The organism is Rhodoferax sp. WC2427 (genome assembly GCF_040822085.1).
Classification (GTDB): domain Bacteria; phylum Pseudomonadota; class Gammaproteobacteria; order Burkholderiales; family Burkholderiaceae_C; genus Rhodoferax_B.
In genome coordinates, this window is sequence record NZ_CP162006.1 from 1,204,988 (window position 1) to 1,220,966 (window position 15,979).

Here is a 15,979-nt window from a genome sequence, read left to right on the forward strand (position 1 = left end):
CTATGAAACAGTCATTGACCCACTCTGATACCAGCGCTGGAATGGAATCCTCGACGGATCAAGTGAACGACGATCGTGTCCGAGAGCTTGTTCGTGCGAACGAAGAGCTCAAGCAGTTGAACGCCCGTCTTTCCGACGCACAGGATAAATTGATGCAGTCGGAAAAGCTCGCCTCCATCGGCCAGTTGGCGGCGGGGGTCGCCCACGAGATCAATAATCCCATCGGCTTTATTTTCTCCAATTTTGGAACCTTGGAGCGATACCTGGACGATCTGTTTCAGATGCTCACTGCATACGAAGAGGCGGAAACGGCGATCGCCGGGACCCCGATGGCGATTCAACTCAAGGCGCTGCGGGAAAAGGTCGAACTGGACTTTTTGAAGGAGGACATTCCTACGTTGATGCGCGAATCCAAAGATGGCATCACCCGGGTGAGGAATATTGTGCAGAACCTGAAAGACTTCTCACGCGTCGATACAAGTCAGGAATGGGTCCTGGCAGATTTGCACCATGGGATAGATTCGACCCTTAATATTGTCAACAACGAGATCAAGTACAAAGCCGAGGTGGTCAAGATGTATGGCGAACTGCCAGATATTGAATGCCTGCCGTCGGAGCTCAACCAGGTTTTCATGAACTTGCTTGTGAATGCCGCCCACGCCATCCAGGTGGACAGAGGCACGATCGTCATTCGTACCGGCGCTGCGGGCGACACCGTCTGGGTGGAGGTGGAAGATAACGGCGGAGGGATTGAGAAGGAGAATGTGGGCCGCATTTTCGATCCCTTCTTCACCACGAAACCAGTTGGGAAAGGCACGGGTCTCGGACTCTCCCTGTCATACGGCATTGTCAAGAAGCATCTTGGACAGATCGACGTCTTCAGTGAGATCGGCGTTGGCACGCGTTTTCGGGTGACGCTCCCCGTGCGCCATCCGCAGGAAGGAGTTCCGGTGTGAATGCGCCCCTTGCCACTGAAGTACCTTCGAGTACTCCGACGACGCCGCTTGCGGAGCTTATGGATGTTGCTCCTGTTTGGAGTATTCTTTGCGTCGATGACGAACCCAACATCGTGGCTTCATTGAAGAGGCTGTTTCGAGGTACCGGCTATCGGGTCATTACTGCGACTAGCGGTCCGGAGGCGCTAACCCTTCTGGAACAAATGCCGGTAGATTTGATTTTTTCCGACATGCGAATGCCGGGAATGGATGGAACCCAGTTACTGGCGCAGATTCGGAGCCGCTGGCCGGACACTACGCGGATACTGCTTACGGGATATGCGGACATCAAATCGACGATTGCCGCTATCAATAGTGGAGAGGTCTACCGCTACATTACCAAACCTTGGGATGATGCCGAGATTTTGACAACCGCCCGGCAGGTCTTCGAGCGAAAGAGTTTGGAGCGTGAGAAATTGCGGCTCGAGGCTTTGCTCCAATCCAGCAACACTGCTTTGGCAGAATTGAACGTGAGTTTGGAAGAGAAGGTTGCGGTACGGACCAGCGAACTGCAGCAACTCAGCCAGAAGCTCAAGCGGAACTACCTGACGTCGATCAAAGTTTTTTCGAATCTGATGGAATGGCGAGGCCGTCAGTTGTCCGGCCATTCACGCCGAGTCGCGGATCTGGCGCGCCGCACAGCGGGCGCCATGGGCATGGCGGACAACGAGCAGCAGGATACTTTCATCGCCAGCCTCATGCATGATATTGGCCAGATTGGTCTGTCCGACGGAATCTTGTCCAAGCCCGTGCCGCGGTTGTCCGAGGAGGAATTGGTTTTGTATCGACGCCATACGGCATTGGGCGAGCAGGCATTGATGGCGCTTGACGATATGCATGTCGTCGCCGGGTTGATTCGCCACCACCACGAACGCCATGACGGCCAGGGCTATCCGGATGGACTGGCGGGGGAGGCGATTCCGCTGGGGGCACGTATTCTGGCGGTTGCAGATACCTTTGACGACTTGCAGATCGGTCACCTCAGCTCGACCCCGTTGAGCCCTACGGACGCCCAGGCGATGATTTCCCGTGGGCGCGGTACACAATTCCACCCGGAAGTGGTCGACGTCTTTCTTCAAATGCTGTTAGAGGCGACACCGGTTGCAGAGCCACCTCCGATCATGACCGCGTCGGTCGATCTGCGACCCGGGATGGTGCTGGCCCGGGATTTGGTGTCGCGTGAAGGCGCCGTCCTCCTGGCTGCTGACCATGTATTGACGAGTGAACTGATCCGACGCCTGTGCGCACGTGAGGTGCAAATTGGCACAACCCTGCAACTTCCTATTAAACCGACACGGAGGCCGTGATGCAAAGGATTTTGCTGTTGGATGACGAGCACCATGTACTTTCTGCCATCAAGCGGGTACTGCGTGCAGGATTCGGAGATTCGCTGCGCGTCGAGGAAACCACCGATCCTGAACGGGCTTTGCTCAGACTGAAAGAAGTCGCTTTTGACGTGGTGGTCTCAGACTACCGGATGCCTTTGATGACCGGTACCGAGTTTCTCAGTTTGGTGCGCTCTATCCAACCCTATGCCGTCAGAATGATTTTGAGCGCATCCTCCGATTTTGAAACCGTCATGCGCGCGGTGAATGATGTCGAAGTATTTCGCTACCTGGCCAAACCGTGGAGCGATCGCGAGTTCGTGGATCACGTCCGGCAAGCCCTAGAGCGCTCCGCACAGACACAGCATGAACGCGATCTGGCAGATATAGGGCGGCAGCAGTTTGGCGCGATGAGTGCGTCCGAGGTGGAGTTGCGCAGGCTCGAAGCGCTTGAGCCTGGGTTAACCCATGTGGAGTGGGGGCCCGATGGTGAGGTACTGGGCCCGAAGACTCCGGATTGATCCTTGCCAACCAAAAGCCATCTACCCGCTATTCGATGGGTATCCGCAACTGCCGGTCCGTTCCCATCTTTGGAATAAGGCAGGCATCCGGTGAACCGCGCATGGAATGTCCTTTTTGTAGAGTGTGCCGATAACGACCTACGACGGGAAAAGTTCGATCGGAACTGCCCACCGATTGGCGGCAGAGCATGTTCGGGAGGCCTTCCATTTTCACCAATTGGGCAAGCGCCGGAACTGCGCAACCGTAAACCGGCGAATCCGTCTTGTGATGCCGAATGAGGATCCAGCGATGTCCAACCTGCCAAATCGACAGATCTTGCTTATTGATGATATGCCGGCAATCCACGAGGATTTTCGGAAAATCTTAGCGCCTCCGTCGAAAGACACCTCGAGTCTGGATGCCATGGAAGCGGCATTGTTCGATGATGCAGTGGAAGCTGCCATCGCACCTTTTCAGCTTGAATCTGCCTATCAGGGCCAAGAGGGGGTGGCCCTATTGCAAGCCGCATTGGACGCGGGACGACCCTATGCGGTAGCCTTTGTTGACATGCGCATGCCGCCGGGCTGGGACGGCGTACAGACAATCGAGCATCTGTGGAAGGCAGATCCGCGGCTTCAGGTGGTGGTGTGCACCGCTTATTCCGACGCATCCTGGGGCGAGGTTCTGGCGCGGCTGGACGTGCGTGATCGGCTATTGATTCTCAAAAAACCTTTCGATGCCATCGAGGTTCTGCAGCTTGCGGCGACTCTGACGACAAAGTGGCAAATGGCATTCGATGCGGCAGTGCAACTCAGGTCGCTGGAGGAGGCGGTCCAAGAGCGGACGCGGGAGTTGAGCAGCGCGAACGCTGCGTTGCAGGTTGAAATTATGGAGCGCAAGCACCTGGAAGTTCAACTGGTGCAATCGGAAAAGCTGGCCTCGATTGGCCAGCTCGCCGCAGGCGTGGCCCACGAGATCAATAATCCAATTGGCTACATATTCTCGAACTTCGGCACGCTTGAGGGGTATCTGGAACAGCTTTTTCAAATGCTCCAGGCCTATGAACTCGCCGAGAGCCAGGAACCGGTGGTTGCTGCGCGGTTACGCGACCTGAAGAAGGCGCTGGAATTAGACTATCTGAAGGAGGACATCCCGGTGCTGATGCGCGAATCGAAGCAAGGCATTGTCCGAGTCCGGCAGATTGTCCAAGATTTGAAAGATTTTTCGCGTGTGGACTCTGCCCACGAGTGGGAGTGGGCAGATCTGCATAAGGGCATCGACTCCACCCTGAATGTGGTTGCCAGCGAAATAAAGTACCGGGCCGAACTGGTCAAGGAGTATGGTTCCATCCCGCAGGTGGAGTGCCTAGCTTCCCAGATTAACCAGGTGGTGATGAATTTGGTGGTGAATGCAGCCCATGCGATGGGTGAGGAACGCGGTCGGATCACGATCCGGACTGGCCATCAGGACCAGTTCGTCTGGATAGAAGTGTCGGACACGGGGACGGGCATCCCCCCTGATACGCTCAAGCATATCTTTGAACCCTTTTTCACGACCAAGCCTGTGGGAAAAGGTACCGGACTGGGGCTTTCGCTTTCGTATGGGATCGTGCAAAAGCATGGAGGCCGGATTGAGGTAGCCAGTACCGTCGGTACGGGTACCACGTTCCGTATCGTCTTGCCGATGCAGCATGTGGTGCCTATTGGCGAACCTTTGGCCTCCGTGTAAGTTGGACTGAGGGGGCGTTTAAGCTGGTGTGGGATGGTCCAAAATTGACAGGGGGGTTCCACCGACCTGCCGGAGGCCGCCCGCCTGAAGGTGGTTGTGAACGGGCAAAAATACCCGCCACTACCAAATCAGTAGCTGCTTACGCCCATTCCATAAGCGCTGGCGGCCTAAAAGGCATATAGGTTCAGACCAGTTTGATGTTCAGCCGGGTGATCAGGTTTTTGTAGTAGGTGCTGTCGCGCACCATCACGGCCTTGAAGGCGGCTTCGTCGCCGAACACAAAACCCATGTTCTGCTTGTCCATGATCTCGCGGAAGGCTGGCTCGGCGACGGTTTTGATCGCGGTATTTTTCAGGACGGCCAGAATCTCGGGCGGGGTGTTCTTTGGCGCACCCAGGCCGCGCCAGGAGCTGATGGACAGATCAATGCCGCGCTCTTTCAGCGTGGGGGCCGACTCGAAGCCCTTGACCCGCTTGTCCGCCATGGTGGCCAGGATCTTCAGCTTGCCCGAGTTCACGTGCGCCGTGACTTCGGCGGCACTCACCGATACGGCTTCGATGTGCCCGCCCAGCAGGGCCAGCACCGCCGGGCCTGCGCCGGGGTAGGGGATGTGGTTGAAGCTGGTGCCGGTTTTGTCGCCCAGCGCGGCAGCGGCCAGGTGCCAGATGGACGCCGCCCCGGAGTTGCCCACGCGCACTTCGCCCGGGGCCTTCTTGGCGGCGGCCAGGAATTCTTCGATGGTGTTCCACGGCGCATCGGCTTTGACGGTGATGGCGGCCGGGTCGGCGTTCAGCAGCACGATGGGGGCGAAGTCGTCGTGGCTGAACTTGATCACGCCCACGTGGGGCAGGGTGGTTAGCTCCACCGTGAGCATGGCGATCTTGTAGCCGTCGGGCTTGGCGTTGAGCACGTCGGTCAGGCCGATGGAGCCGCTGGCTCCGGGCTTGTTGATCACGGTGAGCGGCTGGCTGATGTGCTTGCGGGCCGAATCGCTGAAGGCGCGGGCCAGCACATCGGTGCCACCGCCTGCGCCGTAGGCCACCACCAGCTCCACCGGGCGGTGCGGGTAGTCGGCGGCCTGGGCCCATGCCTGGCGGGCGCTGCCGCAGGCCCCTAACGCCAGCAGGCTGACGGCGGTGCGGCGGGAGATGGTGTTCTGAATAGCTGTGTCGGTGGTCATATTGTTTGTCTCCGTAAGGATGTGGAAGGGCGCCGTCTGTGCGGCCTGGGCAAAAAAAATCCCAGCCAGGCACGCAGAGCGGCCGGACTGGGATGGTCGGGGGAGGGAGCGATAGGCGCTGCGCTAGAACACCGGGTGTCCGGTAATCAGCGACGGCAGCCAGGTGGAGAACGCCGGCACATAGGTCACCAGGTTGATGGCCACCCAGATCGCCAGGTAGTACGGCCACGCGGTTTTGGTTGCCTCACCAATCGAAATATTGCCAATGGCACAGCCTACGAATTGCACCGTTCCCACCGGCGGATGGACCAGGCCCAGCGCACAGTTCAGCAACAGCATCATGCCGAACTGCACCGGGCCCACGCCCATCTGGATCGCCAGTGGCAGGAACAGCGGCGTGGTGATCAGAATGTGGGCCGCCATGTCCAGGAAGATGCCCAGGAAGATCTGGATGATGTTGATGTACAGCAGCATCAGCCATGGCGTGGTGGTGGCGTGCAGCAGCGCGGCTTCGATCGCATCTGGAATTTCCAGATACGCCATTTGCCAGCGCAGCATGTTCGACACGCCAATCAGCAGCAGGATCACGCCGGTGGTCTTGGAGGCCTTTTTCAGCGCCATCACCACCTTGGCACGGCTCATGGTGCGGTAGATCAGGCTGGTCAGCAGCAGTGAATAGGCCACGGCAATCGCCGCGGCCTCGGTGGCCGTGGCCACCCCACCCATCACACAGCCCAGAATCACGCCAATCACCATCAGGCCGGGGATGGCCGCGATGAAGGTGCGCAGTACAGCGCCCCAACCGGGGAACTTCTCCAGCATGGACGAGCCATCGGCCCGTTTGGGGAAGCCGTTGTGCACGGCTTGCCAGTAAGCGGCGATCAGCATGCAGACCATGATCCAGAACACCGGCACCAGGCCCGCAAACATCAGGTCACCGATCGACACACCGCGGATCACATGGCCGTCGATCATGCCGCTGGCCGCCTGGGCGGCGAACGCATAGATGATCATGTTGTGCGAGGTGGGCATCAGCGCACCGGTCAGCGACGCGTGGGTGGTGACGTTGACCGCGTAGTCGGCGCTATAGCCTTCGCGCTTCATGATCGGAATCATCACGCCGCCCATGGCCGAGGTGTCGGCAATCGGCGAGCCCGAAACGCCGCCAAACAGCGTGCTAGCCATCACGTTGGCCAAGCCGAGACCGCCCCGCATGTGGCCGACCATACTGCGCGCGAAGTCCAGGATCTTGTCGGCTATGCCGCCGTGCAGCATCAACTCACCCGAGAAGATGAAGAACGGAATCGCCAGGAACGAGAACACGTTCATGCCCGACACCATCATCTGCATGGCGGTAGCCAGCGGCAGACCTTCCACCGCAAAGGTGGCCAGACAGCTCAGGCCAATGGCAAACGCCACCGGTACCCCAAGCACCAGAAAGAGCAAAAAGCTCAGGGAAAGTACAGCGAGTTCCATGGTCAGGCAGGGGTTTTCTTTGTAAACAGTGTGAGCATGTGCTTGACTGAAAACAGGATGATGAGGACGCCGGCAATCATGGGCGGTACATAACGCCAGGCTTCAGAAATGCCCAGCGTGGGAATGCTGTCGTGGCGGGTCGAGGCGGCCATGTGTTCGCAGCCATACAGCAGCACGGCGGCAAAGGTGATGGTCAGCAGTTCGACGACCACCAAGCACCAGAACTGAGCCTTGGCCGATAGCATCTTGACTACCGAATCCAAGCCGATATGTCCGGCATCGTGGACCCCGGCGGCGGCGCCAAACATGGCGACCGAGATCACCAGCAGCAAGGCTACCTGTTCGACGTAGGGTGGCGCATCGTTAAAGCCGTAACGCATGATGACGCCGTAAATGACGACGATGCCCAGCGCGGCAAGGCAGATGCTCGCTAAGCGCAGCGCCCAGTTGGACAGGTGCGCGTTCAGTGAATTGAAAAAATCCATGGTGTTGCTTCTCCGCGCTGCCACCGCCGCACATCCAGAGACGTGCGGCGGTGGCAGCAGCAAAGGCTTATTTGACGTTGACGATCTCTTGCACTAGAGCCTTCAATTCAGGCGTGGTGGCGAACTTGTCCCAGACGGGCTTTTCCACGTTCACAAAGCTGGCCTTGTCGATTTCGGCCGCGGGGACGATCTTGGCACCACCCTTGAGCACAGCGATCTTGGCTTCTTTTTCTTTGGCATCCCACAGGGTCACGTAGTACGCTACCGATGCCTTGGCGGCCTTGCGCAATCCGGCTTGCTCGACGGGTGTCAGCGTGTCCCAGACCTTCTTGGAGAAGACCACGACTTCGGGTGTCATCACGTGCATGGTTTCGGAGAACACGCCGGCCGACTCGTAGTGCTTGGCTTCTTCGTACGAAGGAATGTTGTTTTCTGCAGCATCGACCAGGCCGGTCTTCAGGCCGGAATAGACCTCGGCCATGGGCATGGGGGCAGGCGATGCGCCCATCGCGGTGACCATGGCGACGGCCAGGTCAGACGGCTGCACGCGGATCTTCAAGCCCTTCATGTCGGCCACGGTCTTGATCGGCTTCTTGGCGTACATCGAGCGTGAACCGCTCTCGTACATCGCCAGGCCGACGAAACCAGCCTTGTCGAAGGCTGCCAGAATCTTGTCGCCTTCGGCACCGTAGATGGCTTTGCGGAAGTGGGCCAGGTCACGGAAGATGAAGGGGAACGAAGGGACCATCGACTCGGGCACGATGCCGTTGAACGATGCCAGGCTGACGCGCACCATGTCGATAGCGCCGATCTTCACCTGTTCCACGGTGTCCTTTTCAGAACCCAGGGCGCTGTCGCCAAACACTTTGATGTTGTCTTTGCCGTCGGTGGCCTTGCTCAACTCGTCACCCATGAACTTCACCGCCATGTTGGTCGGGAACTCTTTGGAGTGCACGTCGGCCGAGCGGAAGTTACGGGCGGCAGCCGTGCCGCTGAGGGCGCACAGGGCGGCGGCGGCGATCAGGCTGATCAGGGGGCGGTGGAAATTCTTCATGTCGATTCCTGTAGAGTGGCTGGGGGGATGAAATTTATCAGTCATCCTACAACTTAAAAACAAAATGACACAAAGGGTAAACCCCCGGAGTTGCGCCGAATCAACGCTACTTGGCGGCGTCCAGGGGCTGGCTTTTGCGCAGCCGTTCGCGGCTGTTCGACAGGTGGGTGCGCATGGCGGCACGGGCCGAGTCGCTGTCCTGGTCGCGGATGGCGTGGTAGATGCTTTCGTGCTCGCCATGCACCTTGAGCAGGTAGGCCAGCCGTCCCTCGGGCACGTGCTCCAGGGTTTTGACACGGGTGCGCGGAATGATCATGGTGCCCAGGTAGGTCATCAGGTCGGCGAAATGCTGGTTGCCGGTGGCGCGGGCCACTTCCATGTGGAACTGGAAGTCGGCTGGCACGCCGTCGGACTCGAGTGGAATCGCGTCCTTGAAGTCTTTCAGCGCCTGCTCCAGTTGGGCCAGGTTGGCCGGGGTGCGCCGCTGGGCCGCCAGTCCGGCAGCCTCGGTTTCCAGGCTGATGCGCAGCTCCAGCAGGGCGATGACGTCTGACACGGTGGCGAAATCTTCGGGGGCGATCTTGAAGTTGCGGGTGTCGGGTGGCTCGATCACAAAGGTCCCGATGCCATGCCGCGTCTCCACCAGGCCCGAGGCCTGCAGCTTGGAGATGGCCTCACGCACTACCGTGCGGCTGACCTCGAAGCGGGCCATGAACTCGGCCTCGGTGGGCAGCTTGTCGCCGGGGTGCAGTTGGCCTTTGCGGATGTCGGCGACCAGCGCATCGACGATTTCGAACACCAGGCCGCGCGTGCGCCGGGGACGGGCCAGGGCGGCGGCAGACGCCGGGGAGGGCGGAGGGACGGGCGTGGAGCGGGCGCTGGATGCGGCCAGGCTGGGGTCCAATTTCGCAAGGGTTTGTGCGGATGCCATTAAAAAAGCCTTGACATGGAATGAAGTGGTTATCAGAATAGCAGGTTGTCAGACAACACATGACTGATGTGTAAGCCGATCCAATGCATAGTAGCAAAGCCCCGGTAAAAGTCCAGCGGATGAATACCCGGGGCGCCACCGGCATTCCATCGGCGCATGTGGACTGACGCAAAACAAGTTAACAGGAACCAATATGGCCATCAAGCTGCACGAGAAAATTTTGTTAACCGGCGCTGCCGGTGGTCTGGGCAAAGTTTTGCGCGAGAGTCTCAAGCAAAACTGCACCACACTGCGATTGTCGGATGTGGTGGACTTCGGCGCGGCTGCCGCGGGCGAAGAAATCATGCTGGCCGATCTGGCCAACGCCTCCCAGGTCGATGCCATGGTGCAGGGCGTGGATGCCATCGTGCACATGGGCGGCAAGTCGCTGGACGGCCCGTTTGAGCCCATCATGATGGCCAACATCCTGGGCACCTACAACCTGTACGAGGCGGCCCGCAAGTTTGGCGTGAAGCGGGTGATTTTTGCCAGCTCCAACCACGTCACCGGCTTCTACCGCCAGGACGAGACCATCACCGCCGACGCGCCCGCCCGCCCCGACGGCAACTACGGCCTGAGCAAGGCCTTTGGTGAAGACCTTGCGCGCTACTACTTTGACCGCTACGGGATTGAGACCGCCTGCGTGCGCATCGGCTCGTCCTTCATTGAGCCACGCGACCGCCGCATGCTGGCCACCTTCTTGAGCTTTGACGACCTGCACCGCCTGATCACCGCCTGCCTGACCACGCCAGCGCTGGGCTACAGCATCATCTTTGGCATGTCCAACAACGCCGTCACCTGGTGGGACAACAGCCGCGCCCGCCATGTGGGCTATGTGCCGCAAGACAGCTCCGACGTGTTCCGCGAGGCGGTGTACGCCCGCACGGCCGCACCGGACTTCAGTGACCCGGCCGCGCTGCACCAGGGTGGCGCGTTTGTGCGCATGGGCCCCTACGAGGCGTGAGCAGCGTGACCACTATCTCCAGCAACCGCGACCGCGTGGGCGAAAGCCCGGTGTGGTCGGTGGCCGAGCAGGCCCTGTACTGGGTCGACATTGAAGCGCGGCAGATCCGCCGTTGGGATCCCGCGTCGGACACCGTGCAAAGCTGGACCCTGCCCGAGCGCGTGGGCTGCATCGGCTTGACCGCCACCGTCGGCCAACTGGTGGCCGCCATGGAAACCGGCATTTTTGCGGTGACCCTCTTGGATGTGCCGGAGGTGATGCTGGAATGCCTGGCACCCGTCACCCACGCAGGCCCCGGCATGCGCTTCAACGACGGGCGCTGTGACGCGCAGGGCCGCTTCTGGGTGGGCAGCATGGTGATGGACATGGGCCTGGCCTCGCCCCTGGGTCGCCTGTACTGCCTGGACCGCAACGGCCTGCGCGCGCTGCCGCTGGACGGCCTGATCACCCCCAACGGCCTGGCCTTCAGCCCCGACGGCAGCACCGCCTACCTGTCGGACTCGCACCCCAGCGTGCAAAAGATCTGGGCTTTTGACCTTGCGGCCAACGGAGCCTTGAGTCACCAGCGCGTGTTTGTTGACATGGTCCCGCTGCCCGGCCGCCCGGATGGCGCGGCGGTGGACGCCGAGGGCTGCTACTGGATTTGCGGCAACGATGCCGGTCTGGTGCACCGCTTCGACCCGCAGGGCCGCCTGCTGCAGTCGCTGGAAGTGCCGGTGGCCAAGCCGTCGATGTGCGCGTTTGGCGGTGCCAATCTGGACGTGCTGTATGTCGCCTCCATCCTGCCCGGCACGGTGGATGCCGCTGCGCCCGGCTTGAACGGGGCGGTGTTTGCCCTGCAACCCGGCGTGCGGGGCCTGCCCGAGCCGGTGTTCAGCCAGTTTCCGCTGTGAATGGCACCACAATTTATAAGAAATCGCTGTCTTGTGCTTATTCCTTGAGCATGGGCAGCTATCAAAGGAGGAGCAAATGACTATTTCCCGCCGCCAGGTCGTTCTGTCTGCCACCGGTGCCCTGGCACTGGCTGCACCCGTGTTGGCGCAGGCCCAGGCCTGGCCCAGCAAGCCCATCAAACTGATCGTGCCGTACCCGCCCGGTGGTTCGTCGGACATCATTGCCCGCGCCATCAGCCAGTTGCTGTCTGAGGCGCTGAAGCAATCGGTCATCGTGGAAAACAAGGCCGGTGCCAACGGCAACCTCGGGGCCGACTTTGTGGCCAAGTCCGCACCCGACGGCTACACCCTGCTGCTGTGCGACGTGGGCGCGCTGGCCATCAGCCCCTCGGTCTACACCAAGCTGGCGTTTGACCCGAGCAAGGATTTGCGCGGCGTGACCATGCTGGCCTACTCGCCGCACATGCTGGTGGTGCACCCCTCGGTGCCGGCCAACAACCTGAAAGAGTTGGTGGCCTTGTCCAAAAAGACCGACCTCAACTTCGCCGTTACCGCCATGGGCAGTGCGCCCCACGTGGCCGGGGTGGCGGTAGAGCGCGCCAGCGGTGCCAAGTGGGTGTACGTACCTTACAAGGGGGGCGTGCAAGCCATCTCCGACACTATCGGCGGCCAGACCCAGGTGCTGATGAATGGCATGCTGGCCACCTTGCCGCATGTGCAAAGCGGCAAGCTCAAGGTGCTGGGCATCTCCAAAAAGACCCGCATGCCACTGGTGGGCAATGTGCCCACGCTGGCCGAGCAGGGCCTGACCGACTTTGAATCCGGCACCTGGCAAGGCGTGCTGGTGGCCAATGGCACACCGCCTGCCGTGATTGCCCGGCTGAATACCGAGCTGATCAAGATCATCCGCAGCGCCGAGATCCGCGCCCGACTGACCGGCCAGGGGGCCGAGGTGGTCACCATGCTGCCAGGCGAGCAAGACCAGTTTTTCAACCGCGAACGCAGCCGTTGGGCCAAGGTGGTGGCAGACGCCAACATCCAGCTCGACTGAGCCGCCGCATTTCTAGCTACCCAAGCTTTTTTTCGAGAGAGAACCACAAAAATGAATCCGCAAGAACTCAAATCCATCATGGGCTCCGGCCTGCTGTCTTTCCCCATCACCGACTTCGATGACAACGGCGACTTCCGCCCCAGCACCTACATCAAGCGCCTGGAATGGCTGGCTCCTTACGGCGCATCGGCGCTGTTTGCTGCCGGTGGCACGGGCGAATACTTCTCGCTGGTGGGTGCCGAGTACAGCCAGGTCGTCAAGACCGCGGTGGACACCTGCCGTGGCGTGGTGCCCATCATTGCCGGTGCCGGTGGCCCCACCCGCATGGCCATCGCCCATGCCCAGGAAGCCGAGCGCCTGGGTGCCCACGGCGTGCTGCTGCTGCCGCACTACCTGACCGAAGCCGGACAGGAAGGCCTGATCGAGCACGTGGCCCAGGTCTGCAACAGCGTGAAGTTTGGCGTCATCGTCTACAACCGCGACCGCACCAAGCTCACCCCCAACTCGCTGGCCATCCTGGCCGAGCGCTGCCCCAACCTGATCGGCTTCAAGGACGGCGTGGGCAACATCGAAACCATGTCCTCCATCTTCATGAAAATGGGCGACCGCTTTGCCTACCTGGGCGGCCTGCCCACCGCTGAAGTCTACGCAGCCGCCTACAAGGCGCTGGGCACGCCGGTGTACTCGTCGGCCGTGTTCAACTTCATCCCCAAGACCGCCATGGACTTCTACCATGCGGTGGCCGCCGATGACCTGCCTACGCAGCACAAGCTGTTGAAGGAATTCTTCATGCCCTACCTGGCCATCCGCAACCGCGTCGAAGGCTACGGCGTGAGCATCATCAAGGCCGGTGCCACCATCGTCGGCCACGACGGCGGCCCGGTGCGCGCCCCCCTGACCAATCTGAAGCCCGCCGAGATGGAAGAACTCGCGGTGCTGATCCAGAAACTCGGCCCACAATAATTGGTATCTGCCATGACACAAAAATTTGATAACTACATCAACGGTGCCTGGGTCGCTGGCAATAGCTACGCGCCCAACATCAACCCGTCGAATCTGGCCGATGTGATCGGCGAGTACACCCAGGGCGACGCGGCCCAGCTGGATGCTGCCGTGCAGGCGGCGCAGGCGGCTTTCCCCGCCTGGTCCACCGGCAACGTGCAGGCCCGCGCCGACGCGCTGGACAAGATTGGCACCGAAATCCTGGCCCGCCGCGAAGAGCTGGGCACGCTGCTGGCCCGCGAAGAAGGCAAAACCAAGCCCGAAGGCATTGGCGAAGCCACCCGTGCGGGCAACATCTTCAAGTTCTTCGCCGGTGAATGCCTGCGCCTGACGGGCGAGATCGTGCCCTCGGTGCGCTCCGGCGTGGCGGTGGAAATCACCCGCGAACCGCTGGGCGTGGTGGGTTTGATCACCCCCTGGAACTTCCCCATCGCCATCCCCGCCTGGAAGATTGCCCCGGCCCTGGCCTACGGCAACTGCGTGGTGCTGAAGCCCGCCGATCTGGTGCCCGGCTGCGCCTGGGCGCTGGCCGAGATCATCAGCCGCAGCGGCATCCCCGCAGGCGTGTTCAACCTGGTGATGGGCCGCGGCTCGGTCATTGGCGACCCGCTGGTCAACCACCCCGGCATCAACGGCATCAGCTTCACCGGCTCGCAAGGCGTGGGCGGCCGTATCGCCCAGCAGTGCGCCGTGAACCTGAAGAAGGTGCAGCTGGAGATGGGCGGCAAGAACCCGCAAATCATCCTGGACGATGCCGACCTGAACCAGGCTGTCGAGCTCAGCGTGCAAAGCGCCTTCTTCAGCACCGGCCAGCGCTGCACCGCGTCCAGCCGCCTGATCGTCACCGACGGCATCTACGGCAAGTTCGTGGAAGCCGTGCAGGCCCGCATGGCCACGCTGAAGATCGGCGATGCTTTGCAAGCCGGTATCGACATCGGCCCGGTGTCGTCCCTGTCGCAGCTCCAGCAGGATCTGGACTACGTGGCCATCGGCCAGGCCGAGGGCGCGCAACTCGCCGCGGGCGGCGCACGCCTGGAGCGCACCACCGAGGGCTTCTACATGGCCCCGGCCTTGCTGCTGGACACCACCTCCGCCATGCGCATCAACCGCGAAGAAGTCTTTGGCCCCTTGGCCAGCGTCATCCGCGTGAAAGACTACGAGGCCGCCCTGGCCGAGTCGAACAACACGCCGTTTGGCCTGTCCGCAGGCATTGCCACCACCAGCCTGAAATACGCCACGCACTTCAAGCGCCACAGCCAGGCCGGTATGGTCATGGTGAACCTGCCCACCGCAGGCGTGGACTACCACGTGCCATTTGGCGGCCGCAAGGGCAGCAGCTACGGCTCGCGTGAGCAGGGCCGCTATGCGCAAGAGTTCTTCACCACGGTGAAGACCGCCTACATCGGCGCTTGATCGGAGCTTGAACGCCATGCCGCGCGTCGTGTTGTTCGGCGAATGCATGCTGGAGCTGCAAGGCCAGGCCTTCGGCCCCATGCAGCAAGGCTTTGGCGGCGACACGCTGAACACCGCCGTCTACCTGGCGCGGTGTGCGGCAGGCAAGCTGCAGGTGGGTTATGCCACCGCACTGGGCGACGACGGCCTGAGCAGCGGCCTGCTCACGCGCTGGCAGGCCGAGGCGCTGGACACCAGCTTGGTGCAGCGCCTGCCGGGCCGCATGCCGGGCTTGTATTTGATCGAGGTAGACGCCCATGGCGAGCGCAGCTTCAGCTACTGGCGCGACCACAGCGCGGCCAAGGCGTATTTCGATGCGCCAGAAACGCCACTGGAGCAAGCTGCGGACCAGATCGACGCGCTCTACCTGAGCGGCATTAGCCTCGCCATCCTGCCAACGAAGGGCCGCGAGCGTCTGCTGGCCTTGATGGCCCGCCTGCGCGCGCGCGGGGCCACTGTGGTGTTTGACAACAACTACCGCCCCCGTCTGTGGGCCAGCCGCGCCGAGGCGCATGCCTGGTTCGACCGTGCCTATGCCCTGGCCAGCATCGCCCTGGTCACCGCCGACGACGAGCAAGCCCTGCGGGGTCTGCCCACGCTGGAAGCCGCCGTGGAAGCCGCGTCGGCCCTGCCATGCCCCGAGGTCGCCATCAAGCGGGGCCGCGATTCCACCCTGGTGCGCATCGCCAGCGGCGTGCAAGAAATTGCCACCGAGCCCGTCGAAAAAGTCGTGGACACCACCGCCGCAGGCGACTCCTTCGCTGCAGGCTACCTGGCCGTGCGCCTGCAAGGCGGCAGCGTGGAGTCCGCCGCCACCCAAGGCAACCGCCTGGCCGCCCGCGTCATCCAGTACCGGGGGGCTTTGATTCCCCTGGATGCGATGGCGGACCTGTTGCTATAGAA

General features: G+C 61.3%; 15 protein-coding genes. 10 read left to right on the forward strand and 5 right to left on the reverse strand.

What is annotated here, in order from left to right; all coding sequences use genetic code 11:
- The first annotated feature begins 2 nt into the window (after positions 1-2).
- The 4 genes from AB3G31_RS05790 to AB3G31_RS05805 all read left to right on the forward strand — a co-directional run bounded on the left by AB3G31_RS05790 (position 3) and on the right by AB3G31_RS05805 (position 4,549).
- Entirely contained in the window at positions 3-956 is a 954-nt protein-coding gene (locus AB3G31_RS05790; protein ID WP_367849245.1) for an ATP-binding protein, read from the forward strand.
- Positions 953-2,302 (forward strand): HD domain-containing phosphohydrolase, encoded by a 1,350-nt coding sequence (locus AB3G31_RS05795; RefSeq protein WP_367849246.1) that lies wholly within the window; start codon positions 953-955, stop codon positions 2,300-2,302. The genes AB3G31_RS05790 and AB3G31_RS05795 overlap by 4 nt, the downstream gene beginning before the upstream one ends.
- Complete coding sequence (locus AB3G31_RS05800) at positions 2,302-2,841, forward strand: response regulator (RefSeq protein WP_367849247.1); 540 nt, start codon at positions 2,302-2,304, stop codon at positions 2,839-2,841. Before AB3G31_RS05795 ends, AB3G31_RS05800 begins: the two co-directional genes overlap by 1 nt.
- A 289-nt stretch (positions 2,842-3,130) precedes the next feature.
- The gene (locus AB3G31_RS05805; protein ID WP_367849248.1) at positions 3,131-4,549 is read left to right on the forward strand and encodes an ATP-binding protein; all 1,419 of its coding nucleotides are present in this window, start codon (positions 3,131-3,133) and stop codon (positions 4,547-4,549) included.
- 184 nt (positions 4,550-4,733) lie between these two features.
- Here the strand turns inward: AB3G31_RS05805 and AB3G31_RS05810 are convergent, their stop codons facing one another.
- The 5 genes from AB3G31_RS05810 to AB3G31_RS05830 form a co-directional block, all read right to left on the reverse strand.
- The gene (locus tag AB3G31_RS05810; RefSeq protein ID WP_367849249.1) at positions 4,734-5,729 is read right to left on the reverse strand and encodes a Bug family tripartite tricarboxylate transporter substrate binding protein; all 996 of its coding nucleotides are present in this window, start codon (positions 5,727-5,729) and stop codon (positions 4,734-4,736) included.
- A 123-nt stretch (positions 5,730-5,852) separates the two neighbouring features.
- The gene (locus AB3G31_RS05815; RefSeq protein ID WP_367849250.1) at positions 5,853-7,205 is read right to left on the reverse strand and encodes a TRAP transporter large permease; all 1,353 of its coding nucleotides are present in this window, start codon (positions 7,203-7,205) and stop codon (positions 5,853-5,855) included.
- 2 nt (positions 7,206-7,207) lie between these two features.
- Positions 7,208-7,690: a TRAP transporter small permease gene (locus tag AB3G31_RS05820; protein WP_367849251.1), complete on the reverse strand. Its 483-nt coding sequence runs from the start codon at positions 7,688-7,690 to the stop codon at positions 7,208-7,210.
- 67 nt (positions 7,691-7,757) lie between these two features.
- A complete protein-coding gene (locus AB3G31_RS05825) occupies positions 7,758-8,744 on the reverse strand; it encodes a TRAP transporter substrate-binding protein (RefSeq protein ID WP_367849252.1) in 987 nt (328 codons plus the stop codon).
- Positions 8,745-8,850: 106 nt separating this feature from the next.
- Positions 8,851-9,675, reverse strand: coding sequence for a FadR/GntR family transcriptional regulator (locus tag AB3G31_RS05830; RefSeq protein ID WP_367849253.1), 825 nt, complete (start codon positions 9,673-9,675; stop codon positions 8,851-8,853).
- 193 nt (positions 9,676-9,868) lie between these two features.
- Here AB3G31_RS05830 and AB3G31_RS05835 point away from each other — a divergent pair, with 193 nt between their 5' ends.
- From AB3G31_RS05835 to AB3G31_RS05860, 6 genes are all read left to right on the forward strand, one after another.
- On the forward strand, positions 9,869-10,678 hold the full coding sequence (locus AB3G31_RS05835; protein WP_367849254.1) for an NAD-dependent epimerase/dehydratase family protein: 810 nt from the start codon (positions 9,869-9,871) through the stop codon (positions 10,676-10,678).
- A 5-nt stretch (positions 10,679-10,683) separates the two neighbouring features.
- The gene (locus AB3G31_RS05840; protein WP_367849255.1) at positions 10,684-11,571 is read left to right on the forward strand and encodes an SMP-30/gluconolactonase/LRE family protein; all 888 of its coding nucleotides are present in this window, start codon (positions 10,684-10,686) and stop codon (positions 11,569-11,571) included.
- 76 nt (positions 11,572-11,647) lie between these two features.
- Positions 11,648-12,622 carry a Bug family tripartite tricarboxylate transporter substrate binding protein gene (locus tag AB3G31_RS05845; RefSeq protein ID WP_367849256.1) on the forward strand — a complete coding sequence of 325 codons (975 nt, stop codon included), beginning with the start codon at positions 11,648-11,650 and terminating at the stop codon, positions 12,620-12,622.
- 51 nt (positions 12,623-12,673) lie between these two features.
- Positions 12,674-13,585, forward strand: coding sequence for a 5-dehydro-4-deoxyglucarate dehydratase (gene kdgD, locus AB3G31_RS05850; RefSeq protein WP_367849257.1), 912 nt, complete (start codon positions 12,674-12,676; stop codon positions 13,583-13,585).
- 12 nt (positions 13,586-13,597) lie between these two features.
- Positions 13,598-15,037 carry an aldehyde dehydrogenase family protein gene (locus AB3G31_RS05855; RefSeq protein WP_367849258.1) on the forward strand — a complete coding sequence of 480 codons (1,440 nt, stop codon included), beginning with the start codon at positions 13,598-13,600 and terminating at the stop codon, positions 15,035-15,037.
- Between the two features lie 16 nt (positions 15,038-15,053).
- On the forward strand, positions 15,054-15,977 hold the full coding sequence (locus AB3G31_RS05860; RefSeq protein WP_367849259.1) for a sugar kinase: 924 nt from the start codon (positions 15,054-15,056) through the stop codon (positions 15,975-15,977).
- Positions 15,978-15,979 lie beyond the last annotated feature (2 nt).